The 19,461-nt window shown below is 62.9% G+C and carries 16 protein-coding genes; 7 read left to right on the top strand and 9 right to left on the bottom strand.

Features of this window, described 5'->3' with window-relative positions; translation table 11 throughout:
• The 6 genes from H145_RS0102675 to H145_RS0102650 form a co-directional block, all read right to left on the bottom strand.
• Positions 1-3,027, bottom strand: coding sequence for a phosphoribosylformylglycinamidine synthase subunit PurL (locus H145_RS0102675; RefSeq protein ID WP_019946594.1), 3,027 nt, complete (start codon positions 3,025-3,027; stop codon positions 1-3).
• 127 nt (positions 3,028-3,154) lie between these two features.
• Positions 3,155-3,772: an orotate phosphoribosyltransferase gene (pyrE, locus tag H145_RS0102670; protein ID WP_019946593.1), complete on the bottom strand. Its 618-nt coding sequence runs from the start codon at positions 3,770-3,772 to the stop codon at positions 3,155-3,157.
• 8 nt (positions 3,773-3,780) lie between these two features.
• Positions 3,781-4,101 carry a hypothetical protein gene (locus tag H145_RS0102665; protein WP_019946592.1) on the bottom strand — a complete coding sequence of 107 codons (321 nt, stop codon included), beginning with the start codon at positions 4,099-4,101 and terminating at the stop codon, positions 3,781-3,783.
• A gap of 19 nt (positions 4,102-4,120) precedes the next feature.
• Positions 4,121-4,882 carry an orotidine-5'-phosphate decarboxylase gene (gene pyrF, locus H145_RS0102660; protein ID WP_019946591.1) on the bottom strand — a complete coding sequence of 254 codons (762 nt, stop codon included), beginning with the start codon at positions 4,880-4,882 and terminating at the stop codon, positions 4,121-4,123.
• Between the two features lie 87 nt (positions 4,883-4,969).
• Entirely contained in the window at positions 4,970-5,860 is an 891-nt protein-coding gene (locus tag H145_RS0102655; RefSeq protein WP_019946590.1) for a dihydroorotate dehydrogenase, read from the bottom strand.
• A 97-nt stretch (positions 5,861-5,957) separates the two neighbouring features.
• The gene (locus tag H145_RS0102650; protein ID WP_019946589.1) at positions 5,958-6,155 is read right to left on the bottom strand and encodes a hypothetical protein; all 198 of its coding nucleotides are present in this window, start codon (positions 6,153-6,155) and stop codon (positions 5,958-5,960) included.
• Positions 6,156-6,971: 816 nt separating this feature from the next.
• On the opposite strand from H145_RS0102650, the gene H145_RS0102645 reads away from it, so the two are divergent.
• Complete coding sequence (locus H145_RS0102645; protein ID WP_083937645.1) at positions 6,972-7,544, top strand: DUF4468 domain-containing protein; 573 nt, start codon at positions 6,972-6,974, stop codon at positions 7,542-7,544.
• Positions 7,545-7,656: 112 nt separating this feature from the next.
• Here the strand turns inward: H145_RS0102645 and H145_RS0102640 are convergent, their stop codons facing one another.
• Positions 7,657-8,544 carry a DNA/RNA non-specific endonuclease gene (locus H145_RS0102640; protein WP_019946586.1) on the bottom strand — a complete coding sequence of 296 codons (888 nt, stop codon included), beginning with the start codon at positions 8,542-8,544 and terminating at the stop codon, positions 7,657-7,659.
• A 244-nt stretch (positions 8,545-8,788) separates the two neighbouring features.
• Positions 8,789-10,447, bottom strand: coding sequence for a fibronectin type III domain-containing protein (locus tag H145_RS22435; protein ID WP_019946585.1), 1,659 nt, complete (start codon positions 10,445-10,447; stop codon positions 8,789-8,791).
• A gap of 869 nt (positions 10,448-11,316) precedes the next feature.
• On the opposite strand from H145_RS22435, the gene H145_RS0102630 reads away from it, so the two are divergent.
• The 3 genes from H145_RS0102630 (at position 11,317) to H145_RS24860 (ending at position 15,576) form a co-directional block, all read left to right on the top strand.
• Positions 11,317-12,687, top strand: coding sequence for a sigma-54-dependent transcriptional regulator (locus tag H145_RS0102630; protein WP_026351216.1), 1,371 nt, complete (start codon positions 11,317-11,319; stop codon positions 12,685-12,687).
• 110 nt (positions 12,688-12,797) lie between these two features.
• Positions 12,798-15,290 (top strand): PAS domain-containing hybrid sensor histidine kinase/response regulator, encoded by a 2,493-nt coding sequence (locus tag H145_RS22430; RefSeq protein ID WP_019946583.1) that lies wholly within the window; start codon positions 12,798-12,800, stop codon positions 15,288-15,290.
• A 163-nt stretch (positions 15,291-15,453) separates the two neighbouring features.
• On the top strand, positions 15,454-15,576 hold the full coding sequence (locus tag H145_RS24860; protein ID WP_262489203.1) for a hypothetical protein: 123 nt from the start codon (positions 15,454-15,456) through the stop codon (positions 15,574-15,576).
• Positions 15,577-15,670: 94 nt separating this feature from the next.
• Here H145_RS24860 and H145_RS19645 read toward each other — a convergent pair whose 3' ends face one another.
• Complete coding sequence (locus H145_RS19645) at positions 15,671-16,036, bottom strand: T9SS type A sorting domain-containing protein (RefSeq protein ID WP_083937644.1); 366 nt, start codon at positions 16,034-16,036, stop codon at positions 15,671-15,673.
• 179 nt (positions 16,037-16,215) lie between these two features.
• Between H145_RS19645 and H145_RS0102610 the strand changes: the two genes are divergently transcribed.
• From H145_RS0102610 to H145_RS0102600, 3 genes are all read left to right on the top strand, one after another.
• Positions 16,216-17,331, top strand: coding sequence for an NAD(P)/FAD-dependent oxidoreductase (locus tag H145_RS0102610; protein ID WP_019946580.1), 1,116 nt, complete (start codon positions 16,216-16,218; stop codon positions 17,329-17,331).
• 64 nt (positions 17,332-17,395) lie between these two features.
• A complete protein-coding gene (locus tag H145_RS0102605; protein ID WP_033425768.1) occupies positions 17,396-18,577 on the top strand; it encodes a type III polyketide synthase in 1,182 nt (393 codons plus the stop codon).
• Between the two features lie 67 nt (positions 18,578-18,644).
• Positions 18,645-19,349, top strand: a complete 705-nt coding sequence (locus H145_RS0102600) for a methyltransferase domain-containing protein (RefSeq protein ID WP_019946578.1) — start codon at positions 18,645-18,647, stop codon at positions 19,347-19,349.
• Positions 19,350-19,461 lie beyond the last annotated feature (112 nt).

Below are 19,461 nucleotides of genomic sequence, written 5' to 3'. Positions count from 1 at the left end.
CTACGCGGTTTCGTGCTGGCCGAAGCCGATAATCCGGTTTACCGGGCCGTTGGTCCACTCGTGGCGCAGGGCGGCGCAGTCGGCTTCAATAACCGGCTGGCCCTGGTGGCGTACCGTCAGCTGGCCGTCGGCCGTTACGCGGCCCAGGCGGGTGGCGCGGGGGCCAAAGTGCTGCTCGAAAGCCACCACATCGGCCGGAGCCACCGTGGCCACGAAGCGCGAGTGCGACTCCGAAAACAGCTGCACCGGCACCGGCAGGCCTTCCGGCAGCTCCACTTCGGCCCCGAAGCCGTAACCAAACGTGGCCTCGGCCAGCGCTACGGCCAGCCCGCCATCCGATAAATCGTGGCAGCTCTGAATCAGGTTCTGGTCGTTGGCCTCTCCTATTAATATGTAGAGTGCTTTGGCTTGCTCAAACCGCACCTGGGGCACGTTGGCGCCCAGCTCGCCGAAGAGCTGGTAGAACTCCGAGCCGCCCAGCTCGTCGTAGGTTTCGCCCAGCAGGCACACCACATCGCCTTCCTGTTTGAAGTCGGAGGTGATGGTGCGGCGCACGTCCTCGATTTTGGCGGTCATCGAGTACAGAACGGTCGGCGGCACCGAAATCTTCACGCCGTCGGCCTTGAAGTCGTTCTTCATCGAGTCCTTGCCGCTGGTGAGCGGGATGCAGTAGGCCGCCGTGGCGTCGCGCAGGGCCTGGGCCATGCGCACGAGCTTGGCCAGCTTGAACTTGCCGTCGGGGTTGCTTGCGGGGTCGTACACCGAATCGGGCACGCAGAAGTTGTCGTTGACGGACCAGAAGTTGCCGTCGCCGTAGCGCAGGTTGGGCAGCTTCCCTCCCACCGCCACAATCTGGCGCACGGCCTCATCAAACGAGCCCGCCGACATGGCGTAGGGGTCCAAATCACCGAAACGGGGCAGAATACCGTTGCTCACGGCCACGCCCTCCCAGCTCTCAAAGTTGAAACGCACCACGGCCGCATCCTGGGGGGCCTGCCCCGTGGCGCCCATCAGGGGCTTGATAATCGTGCGGCCCTTTACCTCGTGGTCGTACTGCCGGATAACGGATTCGCGCGAGCAGATATTGAGGCTGCCGAGCAGGCGGGTAAGGACGCTGGTGTACTCGGTGGTGGCGGGCAGCGCGGGCTCGTTCAGCGCCGGCTTGCTCCACTCGGCTTCCAGCACCTTGCGCGGCACCCCGTCGTGCAGGAAGTCCATGTTGATGTACGCCACCGCCTTGTCGGCGAAGCGTACATCGAGGTGGCCGTTGGCGGTGAAGTAGCCAATGTCGGTCAGCTCCACTTCCATCTCGCGGCCCAGGACCAGCAATTCCTCCTTTTTGGCTGGCTCCACGGCCAGCGTAAACCGCTCCTGCGACTCCGAAACAAAGATTTCCCAGGGACGCAGACCGGGGTACTTGAGCGGCACGTCGGCCAGCTCGACTACCGCGCCACCCGAAATCGTGGCCAGCTCGCCTATGCTCGATGAGAGGCCGCCCGCGCCGTTGTCGGTGCTGCAGCGGATGAGGCCGCGGCGGGTCGCCAGCAGCAGGAAATCCATGGCCAGCTTCTGGGTGATGGGCGAGCCAATCTGCACGGCCGTGGCGGGCGAAGTTTCGTCCAGCTCAATCGACGAAAACGTAGCGCCGTGGATGCCGTCTTTGCCCACCCGGCCGCCGGCCATGATGATGCGGTCCTGGGGCTCGATGTTTTTCTCCCACGAATCGAGGCCATCCAGCTGCATGGGCAGCACGGCCCCGGTGCCGCAGTACACCAGCGGCTTGCCGGCGTAGCGGTCATCGAACACGATGCTGCCGTTCACGGTGGGCACGCCCGACTTGTTGCCGCCGTCCTCGATGCCCTTGCGTACGCCCTCGAAAATGCGGCGCGGGTGCAGCTGGTTGCTCAGCAGCGTACCGTCAAACTCGGGGTCGCCGAAGCACAGCACGTTGGTGTTGAACAGCAGCCGCGCCCCGCCGATGCCAGTGGCCAGAGGGTCGCGGTTGTTGCCCAGAATGCCCGTAATGGCCCCGCCGTAGGGGTCGATGGCCGAGGGCGAGTTGTGGGTTTCCACTTTCCAGACAAACAGCGACTCGGGGTTGATGCGCACGGCCCCGGCGTTATCGGAGAACACCTTTATCAGCCAGTCGTTGCCGTTGGCCCGCAACTGCCGGTCTACTTCGGAAGTGGCATCCTTAATGTAGGTTTTGAACAGCGAATCCACCTCGAACGCCTCGCCGGTGTCCAGGTCGCGGTAGTTAATCAGGGCCGCGAATTCCTTGTGTTTGCAGTGCTCCGACCAGGTTTGGGCAATGATTTCCAACTCGCAGTCCGTGGGGTCGGTGGGCAGCCCGGCGGCCGTGCGCTGGGCCTGCATGCCGGCGTAATGGTCACGCACGGTCTGCATTTCCTCCAGGTTGAGGGCGTACAGGTTGTCTTTGGAGAGCTGCACCAGCTGCTCGTCGGAGAGGCCGACCAACGACACGGTTTCCGTAATGGGCTCGGCCCCGCCACCGGGCCGCGGCGTGTAGTCGCGGATGCCATCGGTGAGGGGGCCGGTTTCGAAGCGGTTGATTTGCTTGTTGCCCAGCAGCTCCTGGGCCAGTCGGCGCAGGTCGGCTTCGGGCAGGGCTTCTTCGAGGAAGTAAAGCCGCTTGCTGAAAATGTGCTGGGTATGCGTGTCGAGCGGCTCGTTGAGCAGGTCGCCGAGCGCGTTCTGGGCCGAAATACCCTCGTCGTCGGTTACGCCGGGCAGCTTGGCTACCAGAATGTAGCTGCGGTATTCGGGGCCGTGGCGAAACTCGTCGAAGGCTACCTCGTGCAGCACCGGGTCCTGGAGGCAGCGGGTGGCGAAGTCGCGCAGCTGCTGGTCGCTCAGGGGGTAGCGCACCGTGTAAAGGGCGGTACTTTGCACGCGGCCGGTGTGCAGGCCCAGGTGGCGGCGGGCGGCCTCGGCGATGCGCTGGCCCTCACCATCGTGTTGGTCGGGTCGGAGCAGCAGCTGAATGGTTCTCTGGGTAGCTTCCAAAAGAAGGGGTGTTATCTATTTTTCGGTGCCACGCCGAGGCTCCGCAAGGGCCACCGTGGGGAGCCTACCCCACGCGGGGGTACGCCGAAAATGCCTTGCCGCCGGGCCGGTTGCCGCCGCGGTAGGTTTAAGAAAACGCTTTTTCCGGCCGACTGCCAGGTTTCACCACCGGAACGCCTGCCCGGCAAAGCGGACAATCGTCGGGTGCGTAGGTGGCCGCCGTGACCGGCAGCAGGGCAAAGTTCGGAAAATTCAGCGCAGCATTGCCACCGGTGCGGTCAATTAAACTCACCACGGCCAAAACTTTCCCGCCCAGCTCGGTCAGCAGCCGGGCTACTTCGTTGGTGCTCTTGCCGGTAGTCACCACGTCTTCGGCAATGATAATCTGCTGACCCGGCTCAATGGTAAAGCCGCGGCGCAGACTCATCTGGCCGTTTTCGTCGCGCTCGGTGAAGATGCCGGGCACCCCCAGCTGCCGGGCCAGCTCGTAGCCCATCACCACGCCGCCCATGGCCGGGCCCACCACCAAATCGGGCGCGAAACCAGCGGCCCGTAGCTGGCGGGCCAGCTCGGCGGCGGCCGGCGCGGCCAGCTCGGGCCGCCGCAGAAACCGGGCACACTGCACGTAAGTGTCCGAATGCAGCCCCGACGACAGCCGGAAGTGCCCGCGCAGCAGCGCTTCTTCCTGCAGCAATTGCTGCTCCAGGGTTTTGGGGGTGAGGGTGGGTTGCGGGGTAGGTGTCATTAAGGTGTTTATTCTTCGCCTTCTGTTGAAATAATTACTGCTTCTAAACCGATGTTAAGACCCAGAAGAAGATTTACGACATCCTCCTCAGCGCTAACTACCAGCATAGAATATTCTTCCCGAGCCTTCATAAGAACCTGCTCTATCCGCTCAATTTTCAGGGTCAATGCGAATGAACCATTCAGGGTTATATGGGCATACCACCCTGCTTGCATTGCGCCTTCTACCAGTCTCCCGATTAGGTAGAATTCATTTCGGCGCAGAATGGCAAAGCTGTCGATAACGTCGAAGGTGCCCTTTACCGATTCGCGTTTGTCTGATATAGACATTTAATAATACAGGTATGGATTACACCCCCACGGCCCGCAGTTCGTTGATTTGCGCCACCAGCTCCCGCGCTGTGGCACCCGCGTCTTCGGCCTGCCAGAGGGCGCGGGAGGTGTTGATGAGCAGACCGGCGCCGTCGGGGCGCAGGCCGGCGCGGAGCGTGGCGGACAGGTCGCCGCCCTGGGCACCCACGCCGGGCACCAGAAACCACTGCTCGGGGCAGATAGCCCGCACATCGGCCAGCGCGCCGGGGTAAGTGGCGCCCACCACGAGGCCGATGCCGCCAATTTCGGCATCAAGTTGGCAGGCCACCGTGGCTACGCCGTGGGCCAGCGAGCCGCCGCGGGTCAGGGCCATGTTCTGCATCGAATATTGCGACTTATTGCTGGTTTTCGACAGCACAAACACCATTTTGCCTTCGCGCACGAAGGGCCGCACCGCGTCGTCACCCATGTAGGGGTTTACCGTCACGGCATCGGCCCCCACCACGTCGTAGGCGAAGCGGGCGTAGTGCTCGGCCGTGCTGGCAATGTCGCCGAACTTACCGTCCAGAATCACCGGAATATCCTTCGGAATCCGCTTTATGGTTTCCTTGAGCAGCTGCACACCGTTTTCGCGGCTCAGAAAGAAAGCCAGGTTGGGCTTGAAAGCAGCGGCAAAGGCGCTGGTCTGGTCCACAACCTCGGCCAGCCGCCGGGCTACCTGGGCGTCGTCGCCCACCGGGTCGAGGCCCACGCACAGCAGCGAGTTGGCCGTTTGAATACGCTGAAGAAGCTTTTGCATACAAGTGGGTTGAGAGTGGGAAATATGGGCGGAATGTGCTGGCGCGCACCCCACCCCCGGACCCTCCCCTCCGGGAGAGGGGTGCGTTCAACGAATCTTTAAACTCGCGTCTGGCACCCCTCTCCCGGAGGGGAGGGTCCGGGGGTGGGGTGGCCTGCCGCACTCTGCCGCCAGCCGGGCCGAGAGGCCGGGTTCCAGCCACTCGCCGCTGCCAATTTGTACGGCCGCCGCCCCGCAGCGCAGATAATCCGTCACGTGGCCGGCCGTGAAAATGCCGCCGGTACCGAACACGGGCAGCGTCAGCCGCTCGTCGTGGGCCAGCTCCCACACGCAGCGCAGGGCCACTGGCCGCAGCGCCTCGCCCGAAATACCACCGGCTACGGGGGCGGCACTAGCATCATCGGGCAGGTGCAGGGCTTTGAGCAGGTTGGTGGCGGCCACGGCATCGGCCCCGCCCTGCTGGGCGCCGAGGGCCAGCCCACGGATGTGCTCGGGCCAGGGTGGCAGCTTTACTATCACGGCGGCGCTGGGGCCCAGTTCGTCGCGCACGGCCTGGGTAGCCTCGCGCACAAAACCGGCCGTCAGCGCCTCGCCGCCCGAGGTGTCGGGCTGGGTCAGGTACACCTCCACGCCCGCAATCAGGCTGCCGACTTCGCGGGCCAGAAACCGGGCAATTTTGCGGAAGCCCGGCACGCCGGGGGCCGTGATGCTCACCAGCACCGGCACGCCGAAGCGGCGCAGACCGGGCAGGAATTCCTGCACCAGAATCTCGGCGCTTTCGGTGCGCATGTTGCTGGCATTGAGCAGCGTCTGGTCGGCTACCTGCCAGATGCCTTCCTCGTAATGGCCGGGCTGCGGTTCCATCGTCACGGTGCGGGTGAAGATGGCGCCCAGTCGTTCGTACCCTTCGCCCGCCAGCTGCCACGGAGCAGCCGCTAGGCACACGGGGTTCTGTAAAGTGAGCGTTCCGAGTTGCATAGCTGTAAGTTAGTTATCGGTTAGAAAAACGTCATGCTGAGCGCTGACACAAAGCAAAACGCCCGGCCAATGACCGGGCGCTTGCTGGAAAGGAAGGCTAGATGACGTTTTCGCGGTTGATGAGGAAGGGGACGCAGTCGAGCATGTCGGTCTGACCAAGGATGAACCGGGCCACCCGAGCCATACCCACGCCGGTACAGGAGTCACGTTTGGAGCCCATGCCTGAGTTCCATTCAGGGGTGGCAGCAGGAGCGGCAGCTACCATCTGCTGGGCGAGGGTAGTGTTGTCGTTCATGTAGGGTGGTGAAAGTAGAGGTTGAAAAACGAGGAAAAATCGACGTCAGATGCTTTCCGGTCCGCCGCCGCCCGAGTGGGCCGGGCATAAAAAAACCGCTTCAAAAACCGAAGCGGTGAAAGGCAGAAAAGCCGGAAAAACGAAAATATCAGTGGGGGAAACGAAGGAGAGAATGACCTTCTGGTCATCTCGCAGGACGGCGTTTCGCTCGGTCCCACGCTTCATCAAAGAATGTTGATTTAGCTGAAGCACGATACAAAAGTACCAATTCGTTCTACCTATACGACTTTTACAATGTTACCGTTATGTTACCAAATTGTTAACTCATCGTTTTTACTCCATTGCCACCCTCTAGGCAGTTAGCCCTTATTTAGCTGTTAATCAACGAAATTAAAACCTGCATTCTGTCTCCTATTATCGGCGGCAACATCTTACCTTTGCCCTTCATCCGCTGTCAAACACGAATAGCCCTATTCCCTCATACCGGAATAGTTCAATAATTCGGATTAGCCTTCCGCGATTCTGCACTATATAGGAGAGAAAACACCACTTGCTCCTTTACCCGCTTCCTGCTTTTGCCCCAATTCAGCTGCGCCCACCTTACCCCGGCCGGCACGCTCGGGCCCTAGTGTTGCAGCAGGACTTGGCGCAATTTTTCGTTTGGTTCAATAGGCTCACTTGGGCAACTGCTGGATAGCGCACCGGGAATCTTAACATAATCACAATCGGCCTGTTTGTTGCTGAATTGGATTTAGCGTTTACTTTTGCTAAAAGCCTGCTTTTAAAGCCCTTGTTCTTTCTTTCCTTCTGAATGCTATGAATAAAATACTACTTCCGCTTTTACTGGCGGGCACCCTGGCCATGCCGCTGGCAACCCGCGGTCAGGCCCCCGAGCGGGTCGATTATGCCGAGAAGGTGGTGCAGGAAGGCGCCGGCCGAAGCGCACTTTACACCCGCGCCCTCGACTGGGCCCGTAACAAGTTCACCTACGCCCCCACCAGCGGCCTAGTAGCCGAGCCAGCCAGCGGGGCTATTCGGGTAACGGGCACCGGCACGCTAAAGCCCGTGGACGACCGGGGCAAAGACCAGAACCTGACCGTGCTGTTCACGTTCCGTTTCCAGGCCACCGACAACGGCTACACCTACCACGTCAGTTCGTTTGAGGTGCTGCCCGACCCGGCCAACCCCACGCAGCGGGTGCCACTGGAGCAGTACCAGACCGAGCTGCGGGCCGCCCGCAGCAACGCCAAAACCCACAACGACCGCCGCCTGGGGGCCCAGGCCACTTCGCTGGCCAGCGAGGCGGCCATGTCGTTCCGCTCGTTCATGAACAGCCAGCCCGCCGACGACCACGTGGGCGTAGCCGACGAACAGGTAGGCGCGCAATAAGCGGCTCAGTTCGCGCAAGAACGAAAAAGTCGGCCGCGTTACAACGCGGCCGACTTTTTCGTTAGGCACTTGCCGAATACGATGGGTTGGTAAGCTCCCGGAAGCGGTTACATCAGCTGGTGGGGCCGTTGTCTACGCGGGCCTCAATGGTGGCCTGTACGCTGGCCGATACAGCCGATAGCAGGTCGTAGCCGGTGGCCTTCTCAATGGCATCGACGCTGGTGCGGTAGCTGCCCCAGGTGGTGCTGATGCCGTTGTCGTTGGGCGTGTCGATGGCAATAACGCGGGTGCTGCTCGTTACGCGGGCGGCATCGTTGGAGCCCACCGGCAGCACTACCACCACTTTCCAGCAGCGGGCGGGCACGGTTACGCGGCCCTGGTCGAGGGTGGTTTTGTAGCCGGCCGAGCCGGTGCCGCCTTTGCCGTAGCTGCCGGCAATGATGTAAAGCTCGTTGCCCGCATTAACGAGCGTGCGGCAGTAGTTTTCGAGCCCGGCCCAGGTGCGCTGGTTGTTGTTGGGGGCCTGAGGCATCATGTTATCCATCAGGAAGGTGGCCGAGTTATCGGCCTTCGAGCCGGTGCGGTCGGCCGAGGGGCAGTTATGGCCGCGGTCGAAGCCGGAGCCCGAATAGCTGCTGCTGCTGACGCGATACCAGCCGCTGGGCAGCGAGTTGTCGGGCCCGAAGTTGTCCTGGCGCGGGGTGCTGCCGAGCCAGGCGCTGCTCAGGTGCCAACTCACCCAGTTGGGCGTGCCCCGGTCGCGGTGGTACGACAGGCTGTACTGCGACTTTGTGACGAGGTAGTTCCAGTAGAACTTGGTGTCGGTTTTGGCGCCGCTGGGGTTGCCCAGGGCCAGGTTGTTGTCGCGGGTAGCGCTGGTGCTGTCGGCAACTTGTGAGCCAACGCCGGGGCCGGCGGGCTCAATGGCTTCTTTGGAGCAGGAAATGGCCAGGCTGCTGAGCAAAACCAGGCCCAGCATGCGGGAAATGGTACGCGACATAGAACAGTGGTAAGATGGTGGGAAATGCAAGACGCTTACAAAGTTGCCAAGCTGGTTGTACTCCAATGTTACCGGAATGTTACCATCACCTGCCCCCCCCACTGCCCGGCCAGCCCCTATAATGCGGAAAGTCCCACCGGCTTGCAGCCAGCGGGACTTTCCGGCTCCCATAGCCATCAGCCGAATAAATAGTACACCACTAATAATTTTGCTTTCGCCGTCCCTGCGCGTGGCACCACTAGCCTCAACGGCCCTGCGTCAGGGCCAGCCGCTGCCGACCTACCAGCCGGCCGGCTGCGTCGCGCACCACGGCCTGGTACACGCCCGGTCCCAGGTTGGGAACCGCTACTTCGGCCGCCGTACCACGCAGCGGCTGACGGCTTACCAGCGCCCCCTGCATGGAATACAGCAGCAGTTCATAGCCGCCCTCAATCGGCGCCGGCAGCCCCCCGATACGCAGCTGCTCGCCCGCCGCGGCAGGGTTGGGGTATAGGGCCAATGCTACAGCCGCCGCCTGGCGCGTTACCGCTGCCACCTGCGAGTAGGTTTCGGTGCCATCGAGGTCGACCTGGCGCAGGCGGTAATAGAGCACGCCGGCCGGCAATTGGGCCGCAGCGGCATCGGTGAGGCTATAGTACTGGTTGCCGTTGCTGGTGCCGGCGGCCTGCTGGCGGCCCACGGCCACAAAGCCCCGGCCCGCTTCGGCCGAGCGCTCCACCTCGAAATAGTGGCTATTGACTTCGGTAGCCGTTTCCCAGCTTACCTCCACAGCCAGGCCGCGGGCACGGGCGGCAAAGGCAGTCAGCTGCACGGGCAGCGGGCCGGTAGGCGTCACGAAAGTAGTCGGGAAGCCGGTAGGCCGGTCTTCGGCGAAGGCGTAGTACACGTTGGTATTGTTCAGCAGTTCTACGCCCGTCAAGAATTCCACTTCCACCCAGTCAAAATCCTGGGTGGTCAGGAATGACACCTCGCTGCGGCCGCCGGCCAGCAGTTCCACATTCAGCAGGCTGGCGCCCGTAGCCGTTTCTACCAAAGTACCGCCATTAGCGCCGCTGTAAGTTCTGATGCGTACGCTTTTCAGCACCTCGGCATCCAGTAGCCCAGTACCCCGGCCCAGCACCACGCCGGCCGTGTTGCCAGCCTTGCCGGGCCCGTCGAGGCGCAGCTTCAGACGCGGCGCAGTCAGCAGACCCACTAAGCTGCCCACGCTGGCGGCATTGCCGCTCAGGTCATTGTCGGCGGCCAGCTGCGGGTTGCTGATGAGGCCGGGCGTGCCACTCACTTGATAGTCATTGTTCAGACTCGGGGTAGCAAAAGCCGATAGCTGGGGGTTCTGGTCGCGGAAGGTGCTGGGCGTTACGCCGAAGCCGTAGTACACTTTCAGGTTGTCGAGGGCGCCCATCAGGCTCGTGCGCTGCAGCTCTACCCGGTCGAAGGGCTTGGTGGTGGTGAAGCGCACCACGGTCTGGCCGTTGGGCAGCACCTCCAAGCGCAGCAGGTTGCGGCCGATGGCCTGTTCCTGCTTCACGCCGCCCTGGTAGGTGGTGATGCGCAGGTTGTCTAGCACGCTCAAGTCGAGCAGGCCACCCGAACCCAGCACAAAACCCGCTTCGTAGCCCGCCGGGGCCGGGCCTTCGAGTTGCACCTGCAGGGTAGAGGGACAATCTACTCCTAGCAACGAAACCAGCGTGGCGTAGTTGGTCAGATCATTATCGACGGCATTCTGCGGGCTGGCTACGCCACTGTTCACACATAGCGACAGAGGCAGGCCGTTATCATCGGTTGACTGGGTGCTGTAGTTGCTGGTCGCGGGGCTGTCGAAGCGCGTAACCAGTCCCTCGGTTTTCTCGATGACGTTGGCATCGATGGCGTAGGCGTACAGCACGTCGAGGTCGAAGCCCACCGAAAGTAAAGAACCAGCCTCTAGTTCAATCTGGTCAAAAGGCTTGGTTGCTATAAATTCGAGCCGTACCGCATCGCCTGCCTGTCCTAGCGCAGCTTTCACTAGGCCTGCACTAACCGGCACCGACTCCTGTAAGGCTGCCTTCCGGAATGTGCGTAGCCGGAGGCCGCCCGCTATATCTGTCCCCAGCAAGCCTAACAACGCACCATTACGCCTTACTACTACGCCAGCGCGGTAATTGTTGGGGGCTTCCTCCGCCAAATCCATCCGCAATCTTACCGTTCCTCCTAATAGTGAAACCGGTATCTGGATAGTAGCTGCTGTATTGAAATCACCATCAGCAGCCAGCGCCTTATTGATGACACCTCCAGTGCACAGCACACAAAACCCGGAAGTGCTTGTGCTCGTGCCTTTAGCCCCGCCCGACGAGTAGATAGGTTCACCGGCCCCCAGGGCCGTTTGGGCCGCAAACAGCAGCGCGGCTAATAGCATCAGCGGGCTCCTGCCGCGCCGAATGCCAGATGTATAGAAAGCAGCCATAATCAAGTAGTAATAGGTTGACAGCCATACGTATGCAGGCCTACCCCTCCCTGCCAACTACCCGGCCAGCTCTTGCGGCAAGCTCTTCAGGGCTGGTTATCAATATATTGAGAATATTGTACGCTTTACTTATTGGTTCATTGTGGGAAATATTTTCCGCTTTAGAGAATTTTTGGTAAGCCCGGGTTTCCCGCTTATACTCGCAGTTATAACTGCTCTGCTTGCATCACCCGCTGAAAACAACTTTCTCAGGAATAGAACTTTTCTAATGACTGCTTTGTCTTTCCAGACCGCTCTGTCTATAGAAGTGCTATCCTTTATCCCTCCGCATGAACTCCACTGCTACTTCAATCTTCATTGTTGAAGACAACGCTTGGTACGCCGAATTATTGGAGTACAAGCTGACCCAAAACCCCGATTACATTGTCCGCCGCTTTGCCACTGCCCAATCCTGCCTCGATAGCCTGAGTGAACCGCCCGACATTATTACGCTCGATTACACGCTGCCCGATGGCCGGGGCGACGAGGTGCTGCGGCGGATAAAAGAGCGGCTGCCGGAGGTAGCCGTCATCGTTATTTCGGCCCAGGAGGACATCCGTACTGCCGTAGGGCTGCTGCAACAGGGCGCCTACGACTACCTGGTAAAGGACGAGGAAACCGCCGACCGGCTGTGGCATACGGTCGGCAATATTGTGCAGCAGCTGGCCTTGCGCCGCGAAAATACCCAGCTGCGCAAGCAAATCGGGCACAAGTACGACGCCCGCCGCGCCATCCGGGGCCATAGCCCGGCCATGCGCCAGCTGTTCACGCTCATCGATAAGGCCGCCCGCACCAATATCACGGTGTCGATTGTGGGCGAAACAGGCACCGGCAAAGAGCTGGTAGCTAAGGCCATCCACTACGGATCCGACCGGCGCGAGGCGGCTTTCGTGGCCGTGAACGTGGCCGCCATTCCGCGCGAGCTGCTGGAAAGCGAGTTGTTTGGCCACGAGAAGGGCGCCTTCACCGGGGCCGTGGCCCGGCGCATCGGCCGGTTCGAGGAGGCCCACCGCGGCACCCTGTTTCTGGATGAGGTGGCCGAGCTCGATTTGAGTTTGCAGGCCAAGCTGCTGCGGGTGCTGCAGGAGCGCGAGGTGTGCCGGGTGGGCGGCAGCGGCACCATCCCCTTCGATGCCCGCCTAATGGTGGCCACCCACCGCGACCTGGCCCGCGAAGTGCGCGAGGGTCGGTTTCGCGAAGATTTGTACTATCGCCTGTTGGGCCTGCCCATTGAGCTGCCCCCGCTGCGCGAGCGGGGCGACGACGTGCTGCTGCTGGCCGAAGGTTTTCTGCACGAGTTCTGCCAGCAAAACAGCCTGGCGGCCTGCACGCTCTCGGACGAGGCTCAGCAGAAGCTGCTGCGCTACTCGTTTCCGGGCAACGTGCGCGAGCTGAAGGCGCTGGTGGAGCTGGCCGCCGTGCTGGCCGAGAACGGCTCTATCACCGCCGCCGACCTGCCCCTGCGCAGCCCCCACCCCGCCGCCGACAGTTCGGGCGGCGTTTCGCCCACCGACGAGTCGCTGCGGGCCCAGACTACGGCCATCGTGCAGCACTACCTCGACCGCTACGAGGGAAATATTCTGCAGGTCGCGGCCAAGCTGCAAATCGGCAAGTCCACCATTTATCGTATGCTTCAGAACCACGAGGTGCAGGTCCGCTAAACGGGCCGGCCCCACTACTTTCCGGTTCTAGCGGCCCCTCGGCGGGGCAGGTTGGTGGCTCTGAAAAGCAGCCGGCCAGCCCCGCCGACAGGGTCTAAATTTCGCTTTTCATGGACTCCATCCGGTTCCGGCAGCAGGCTCGGCAGCTGCGGCAGGCCCGCCAGCAGCTGGCCCGGCAGCAGCAGCAGCTGACGGCGGCCAACGAGCAGGCCGCGGCCGCCACCCGCCTCTACGACGCGCTGCCCAGCTTTATATTCGTCTTCGACCTGCCCTCGGCCAGCCTGCACTACTGCAACCGCTTTGTCGAAACCCGGCTGGGCTACCCGGCGACCGAGCTGCGGGCGATGGGGCCGTGCGTGCTCGAAGTGCTGATGCCCGCCGCCGAGGCCGATGGGCTGCGCCTGCACTACGCCGAGGTAGCCGCCCAGCCCGACGGCAAACAGCTCTCCTTTGAGTACACCATGCAGCACCGCACCGGGGCCACGCGCTGGCTTCGGCTGACGAGCACACCCTTCGCCCGCGATGCGCAGGGCCGCGTTACGCAGCTGCTGAGCAACGCCGAGGACGTTACCCGCTGGAAAATAACCGACGAGCAGCGCCGCTCGGCCAACCGCCGCCTGGCTGAGCAGAACCGCCTGTTCCGGCAGGTGATTGACACGGTGCCCAACCTGATTTACCTTAAAGACGACGCGGGCAACTACGTGCTGGCCAACGAGGCCACGGCCCGCTTTTACCACCTCTCGCACGAGGAGCTGCTGCGGGCCGACTTGCCCGAACTGGAAGCGCGCTTCCCGAGCATGGCCCAGTATCGGCGGCAAGATGAGCAGGTGCTGAGTTCGGGCCAGGAAATCGATGAGGAAGCCTCACTGACCGATGGTGAGGGCGGCCAGCGCTGGTTCCGCACCATCAAGCGGCCGTTTGTGCTCACCGATGGCACGGTGCAGGTGCTGGGGGTCGATAACGACATCACCGAGCTCAAGCAAACCCAGCAGGCGCTGGAGAAGGCCAAGGAAGTTGCCGAGCAGAACGCGCAGGCCCGCCAGAACTTCCTCACCAACATGAGCCACGAAATCCGGACCCCGCTCAACGGCATCGTGGGGCTAACCGGACTGCTGGCCAAAACCCCGCTCGCCGCCGAGCAGCGCCAGCTGCTGGGCCACGTGCAGGATTCGGCCGACAACCTGCTGGTACTCATCAACGACGTGCTGGACATGGCCCAGCTGGGCGCCGGCCGGATGCGGCTCGACTGCGTGCCCTTCGAGCTTGATCAGGTGCTGCGCGCCAGCTGCCAGGCGCTGCTGGCCACGGCCACGGCCAAGGGCATCGGGCTGCGCCTGCAGCTACCACCGCCCGATTTGGCCGGGCCGACCCGCGTGTTCGGCGACCCGCACCGGCTCCGGCAGGTGCTGCTGAACCTGCTGGGCAACGCCGTCAAGTTCACGCCCAAGGGCCAGGTGCTGCTGACCTACGAGTGCCTTAACCCCGAAGCCGCCGCGCCGCAGTACCGCTTTTCGGTGCTCGATACGGGCATTGGCATTGCGCCGGCGCAACTGCGCGAGCTGTTCGAGCCCTTCACCCAGGCCTCGGCCAGCACGGCCCGCGAGTTTGGCGGCTCGGGCCTGGGGCTGAGCATTTCGCGGGGCCTGGTGGAGCTGCTGGGCGGCCAGCTGACGGCCGACAGCGCGCCGGGCCGCGGCAGCACGTTCCGCTTTACGCTCGCGCTGGCCCCGGCCCCGGCTGCTCCGGCCGCTGCTCCGGCGCCGGCCCCCGATTTCCAGCGGCTGCGCGGCTACCGGGTGCTGATGGCCGAAGACAACGCCGTAAACCAGCTGCTGGTCCAGACGATGCTGCGCAACTGGGGCGTGGTGGTGGACACAGCCTCGTCGGGCGCCGAGGCGCTGGCGCTTTTCCGCCGGCACGCCTACGCGGTGGTGCTCATGGATATTCAGATGCCGGGGCTTGATGGGGTGGCCACTACCCAGTTGCTGCGCCAGCACCCCGACCCGACCCGGGCCGCCACGCCCGTCGTGGCCCTCACGGCCCACGCCATGCCCGGCGACGCCGAGCAGTACCGCGCCGCCGGCCTCGATGCGTATTTGGCCAAGCCTTTCCGCGAGGAAGCGCTGTTTGAATTGCTGACTAAGATTCTCCCCCCCTCCCCGTCCGCAACCCGCCCCGCGCCACCTACCCCGGCGCTACCGGCTCCGCCTCCGCCACCGGCCCCGGCAAAGCCCGCCGTGGCACCGGCCGCGCACCCTCCGCTCTACGACCTGGCCATGCTGCGCCGCCTGTCGGGCAACGATGAGGTGTTTGTGCGGCGGCTGGTGCAGGTGTTCATCGAAACCACGCCGCCGGCCGTGGCCCGGCTGGAGCGGCACCTGCGGCAGCGGCAACTGACCGAGCTGGCGGCGGCGGCCCACTTCCTCAAAAGCTCGACCGACGGCCTGCAGCTAACCAGCCTGCGCCCGGTGCTGCTGGCGCTGGAAGCCGCGGGCAGCGCCGCTACTCCGCCCGACTGGCCGCAGCTGCTACGGCTCGTCGAGCAGGTGAGCGTCACGGTGGCCGAAGTGGTGGAGCAGCTGCAGCAGGCGTTTGCTGATTAACGCCGGGCTGTGCTACTGCCTCCGAATAAGCTCAAGCACATAATTATACTGCAACCTCGGCGGCCTGTTTGGGGTTAGGTAGGTGTGCGGCAACGCCACCGGGTACGGCTTCGGCCGCCAGCCGGGGCAGCAAGCCGGATTTATTCCTTCATTTCCCTTTTTTATGACTGCCTTCCTGATTTTCCTGGGCATTGCCCTTGCCACCGCGCTGTTGGCCTTCGATACCATCGACAACCTCAAAGCCATGTTCCAGCCGCAAACCGTACCCGTACGCACCGGCGAATAGCCGGTAGGCTGACCGAACGAAAAAAGGCCTCTGCTGTAGCAGAGGCCTTTTTTCTATCCGTTGGAATCCGATAAACTTCGATATAGATGCTTGATTAGCGAATTACGAGCTTGCGCATTTCGCTGGCGTTGTCGGCTTCCAGCTTCACGTAGTAGAGGCCGTTGGCAAACTTGCTCAGGTCGAGGGTGCGGGTGTACCGGTCGCGCAGCTCGGTGAGCGACTCGCGGTACATGACAGTGCCGATGACGTTGAGCACGCGCAGTTCGAGCTTGCGGCCTTCAAAACCGTTAATATTGATGTGCACGATGCCGGTGCTGGGGTTCGGGAAAACGGTCAGGGCCTTTTCGTCGGCGGCGGCAGCGGTTTTGGTGGGTGGCTGGGCCTGGGCCGATAGGCAGCCGCCCGGCAGCGTTACCGTGGTAAACAGGGTCAGCAAGAAAATACGTAGGAGTGTAAGCATATAAGGCGGTGTTGGGGTGAGCCCGAAACTGTTTCGGACAGCCTAAGACTAAACGACTGGCAGGAAATTTAGGTTGACAAAAATATTGGCTCATTCCCGTAATGCCATAAAATAGTACCCAGCATCGATGAATATCGGCCGTACTCCTTTTCCTTCACGCCTTTAGCTCAATAAATAAGTTGGACGTTATCATTATCGGCGGCGGATTAGGCGGCCTGTGCGCGGCCCTCGACCTCGGGCGGCGCGGCCACGCCGTGACGCTGGTGGAGCGGCGGCAGTACCCCTTTCATCGGGTGTGCGGCGAGTACGTGTCGAACGAGGTGCTGCCCTACCTGCGCCGGCTCGGGGCCGATCCGGCCGAGCTGGGCCCGGCCGCAATCAGTCGGTTTCAGGTCAGTTCGCCGGCCGGCCAGTTGCTGGATGCCCCGCTTGATCTGGGCGGTTTCGGCATCAGCCGCTACCAGCTCGATGACTTTCTGTACCACCGCGTGCTGGCCACCGGCGCCACGGTGCTGCACGCCACCGTGACCGATGTGGCGTTTGATGCGGCCACCGACGCGCACGAGGTGGTGCTGGCCGATGGGCGCCGCCTGCCGGCCCGCGTGGTTATCGGCACCTACGGCAAGCGTAGCGCCCTCGACCGGCAGCTGGAGCGCCCCTTTTTCACGCAACGCTCGCCCTACCTCGGCGTGAAATACCACCTGCGCTACCCCGCCATGCCGCGCGACCTGATTGCGCTGCACAACTTCGCCGACGGCTACGCGGGCATTTCGGCCATCGAAGACGACAAGTTCTGCTTCTGCTACCTCACCACCCGCCGCAACCTTAAGGCCCACGGCACCATTCCGCAGCTCGAAGCCAACGTGCTGGCCCGCAACCCGCGTCTGCGCCACATTCTGGAAACGGCCGAGGTGCTGTACCCGCAGCCCGAAGTCATCAACGAAATTTCCTTCGCCCCCAAAACCTGCCTGGAGCGCCACGCCCTGCTGGCCGGCGACGCGGCCGGCCTGATTACGCCCCTGTGCGGCAACGGCATGGCCATGGCCATCCACGGGGCCCAGCTGGCTGCCACCCACTCCGACGCCTTTCTGCGCGGCCGCCTGAGCCGCCCGCAGCTCGAAGCTGCCTACTCGGCCGACTGGCACGCGCACTTTGGCCAACGCCTGCGGGTGGGGCGCGCCGTGCAACGCCTGTTCGGCCAGCCGCTGCTTAGCGAGCTGACAGTGCGCGGGTTGCGCCGCTGGCCAAGCGCCGTGCGGGCCCTGATGCAGCGCACACATGGCACGGAATTTTAGGGGTTGAAACCAACGACCATAAATGTGTAACCCAACCGGCCCGATTTTTACGTAAACTGCCCCAATGAGTAGTTATTTGTGTGCTATTGGCACGGCCAACCCGCCCCACCGTATTCCGCAAGCGCAGATTGCCGATTTCATGGCCGCCGCCCTGCAGCTCGACGAGCGCGACACCCGCAAGCTGCGGGCCCTGTACCGCGTGTCGGGCATAGCCCACCGCTACTCGGTACTGCCCGATTATGCGCGGGTGAACGGTGAGTTCGAGTTCTTTCCCAACACGCCCGGCCTGAACCCGTTTCCGACCGTGGGCCGGCGCATGGCCGAGTACCGCCGTTTTGCGCTGCCGCTGGCCGTGGAAGCCGTGCAGAACTGCCTGGAGCAGCTGCCGGAAGTGGAGCTGGCATCCATCACCCACCTGATTACGGTGAGCTGCACCGGCATGTACGCGCCGGGCCTCGATATTGAGCTGGTGGGCGCGCTGGGCCTGCCGGGCCACGTGCAGCGCACCTGCGTGAATTTTATGGGCTGCTACGCGGCTGTAAATGGCCTGAAGCTGGCCGACGCTTTCTGCAAGGCCAGCCCCCAGGCGCGGGTGCTGGTAGTGTGCGTGGAGCTGTGCACGCTGCACTTCCAGAAAAGTCCCGAAGACGACCATCTGGTATCGAATGCGCTATTTAGTGACGGGGCGGCGGCCGTGCTGGTGCAAAGCCAGCCGGCCGCGCAGGGGCCCAGCCTGGCCCTCACGGCCTTCCACTGCGGCCTCGCGCCCGACGGCCACGCCGACATGGCCTGGCACATCAACGACTTTGGCTTCGAGATGACGCTGTCTTCGTATGTGCCGCGCATGATTCAGGACGGCATCGGGCAGCTCACGCAGCAGTTGCTGGCCGATTTGCCGGTCGAGCTGGAGGATATCCGGGCCTTTGCCATTCATCCGGGGGGGCGCAAAATTCTGGAGTCGATTGAGCAGGCGCTGGGGTTAAGTGCCCACGACAACCGCTATGCCTACGGGGTGCTGCGCGAATACGGCAATATGTCGTCGGCCACGGTGCTGTTTGTGCTGGCCCGGCTGATGCGCGAGCAGACGGCCGCCGACAACGGCGCACCTGTGCTCAGCTTCGCCTTCGGCCCCGGCCTCACGCTGGAAGCCATGTTGCTGACGGTGGCCTCTGAGCATGTAGGAAATGTGGATATGCAGAATGTAGAAAATGAGGTGAAAGTGGGTAGTCTGTTGAGTGAAATATAGCAGTGGCTATTGGCCGGCATTCCGCACATTTTTCTCATCCCCTCCACATTCCGCACATATTAAACGCATGGCCGACTTGCGCGCCCGCTCGGAGCAGCCGGAGCTGATGGACGACCTGACGCTGGCCTCCGATGAGCTGCGGCAGAACCTCGACGAGCTCGAAACCGTCAATACCTGGCTCGGTGGCTACGCCCCGGTGCTGGATGCGCTGGCGCGCCTGCGGCCCCGTTTTCCGGCCGGCCGCCCCCTGCGCATCGCCGATTTGGGCAGCGGCGGCGGCGACACGCTCCGCCAGCTGGCCCGCTGGGCCCGCCGCTGCCAGGTACCCGTCGAGCTGGTCGGCATCGATGCCAACGCCTTCATGCTCGATTATGCGGCCGCCAAGGCGCAGGCGTATCCCGAAATCAGCTTTCAGCAGGCCGACATCTTCTCCCCCGAGTTTGCCCGCCAGCCCTTCGATATCCTCACGGCCAGCCTGTTTTGCCACCACTTTTCGGATACGGAGCTGGTGCAGATGCTGGCCCAGTGGCGCCAGCAGGCGGGCGTGGCCGTCATCATCAACGATTTGCACCGCCACCCGCTGGCCTACCACAGCATCCGCTGGCTCACGCGGCTGCTGGGCGGCTCACGCCTCGTGCGCCACGACGCGCCGCTGTCGGTGGCCCGCGCCTTCACCCGCCCCGAGCTGGAAGCGCTGCTGGCGGCGGCCGGTATTACCAACTACACGCTGCGCTGGCGCTGGGCCTTTCGGTGGCAGGTGGTGATTTGGTGAGGTGGTGATTTGGCGGTTTGGCGGTTTGGTGAATGGGCATGTCATTCAGAGCGTAGCGAAGAATCTCGCGTACCATAGTAACTCCTGATGATAGGTGTACTACTGCACGCGA

It is taken from the genome of Hymenobacter aerophilus DSM 13606 (assembly GCF_000382225.1).
GTDB classification, from domain to species: domain Bacteria; phylum Bacteroidota; class Bacteroidia; order Cytophagales; family Hymenobacteraceae; genus Hymenobacter; species Hymenobacter aerophilus.
The sequence above is the reverse complement of the archived record's forward strand: the minus strand, read 5'-3'. Positions and strand labels throughout refer to the sequence as shown.

Bases quoted from the DNA above. Each gene is read 5' to 3' on its own strand.
- H145_RS0102600 (WP_019946578.1), top strand. From the start codon at position 18,645: ATGGCCGACTTGCGCGCCCGCTCGGAGCAGCCGGAGCTGATGGACGAC.
- pyrE (WP_019946593.1), bottom strand. From the start codon at position 3,772: ATGACACCTACCCCGCAACCCACCCTCACCCCCAAAACCCTGGAGCAG.
- H145_RS22430 (WP_019946583.1), top strand. From the start codon at position 12,798: ATGGACTCCATCCGGTTCCGGCAGCAGGCTCGGCAGCTGCGGCAGGCC.
- H145_RS0102650 (WP_019946589.1), bottom strand. From the start codon at position 6,155: ATGAACGACAACACTACCCTCGCCCAGCAGATGGTAGCTGCCGCTCCT.
- H145_RS0102665 (WP_019946592.1), bottom strand. From the start codon at position 4,101: ATGTCTATATCAGACAAACGCGAATCGGTAAAGGGCACCTTCGACGTT.
- H145_RS0102605 (WP_033425768.1), top strand. From the start codon at position 17,396: ATGAGTAGTTATTTGTGTGCTATTGGCACGGCCAACCCGCCCCACCGT.
- H145_RS0102630 (WP_026351216.1), top strand. From the start codon at position 11,317: ATGAACTCCACTGCTACTTCAATCTTCATTGTTGAAGACAACGCTTGG.
- pyrF (WP_019946591.1), bottom strand. From the start codon at position 4,882: ATGCAAAAGCTTCTTCAGCGTATTCAAACGGCCAACTCGCTGCTGTGC.
- H145_RS0102640 (WP_019946586.1), bottom strand. From the start codon at position 8,544: ATGTCGCGTACCATTTCCCGCATGCTGGGCCTGGTTTTGCTCAGCAGC.
- H145_RS0102645 (WP_083937645.1), top strand. From the start codon at position 6,972: ATGAATAAAATACTACTTCCGCTTTTACTGGCGGGCACCCTGGCCATG.
- H145_RS24860 (WP_262489203.1), top strand. From the start codon at position 15,454: ATGACTGCCTTCCTGATTTTCCTGGGCATTGCCCTTGCCACCGCGCTG.
- H145_RS0102655 (WP_019946590.1), bottom strand. From the start codon at position 5,860: ATGCAACTCGGAACGCTCACTTTACAGAACCCCGTGTGCCTAGCGGCT.
- H145_RS19645 (WP_083937644.1), bottom strand. From the start codon at position 16,036: ATGCTTACACTCCTACGTATTTTCTTGCTGACCCTGTTTACCACGGTA.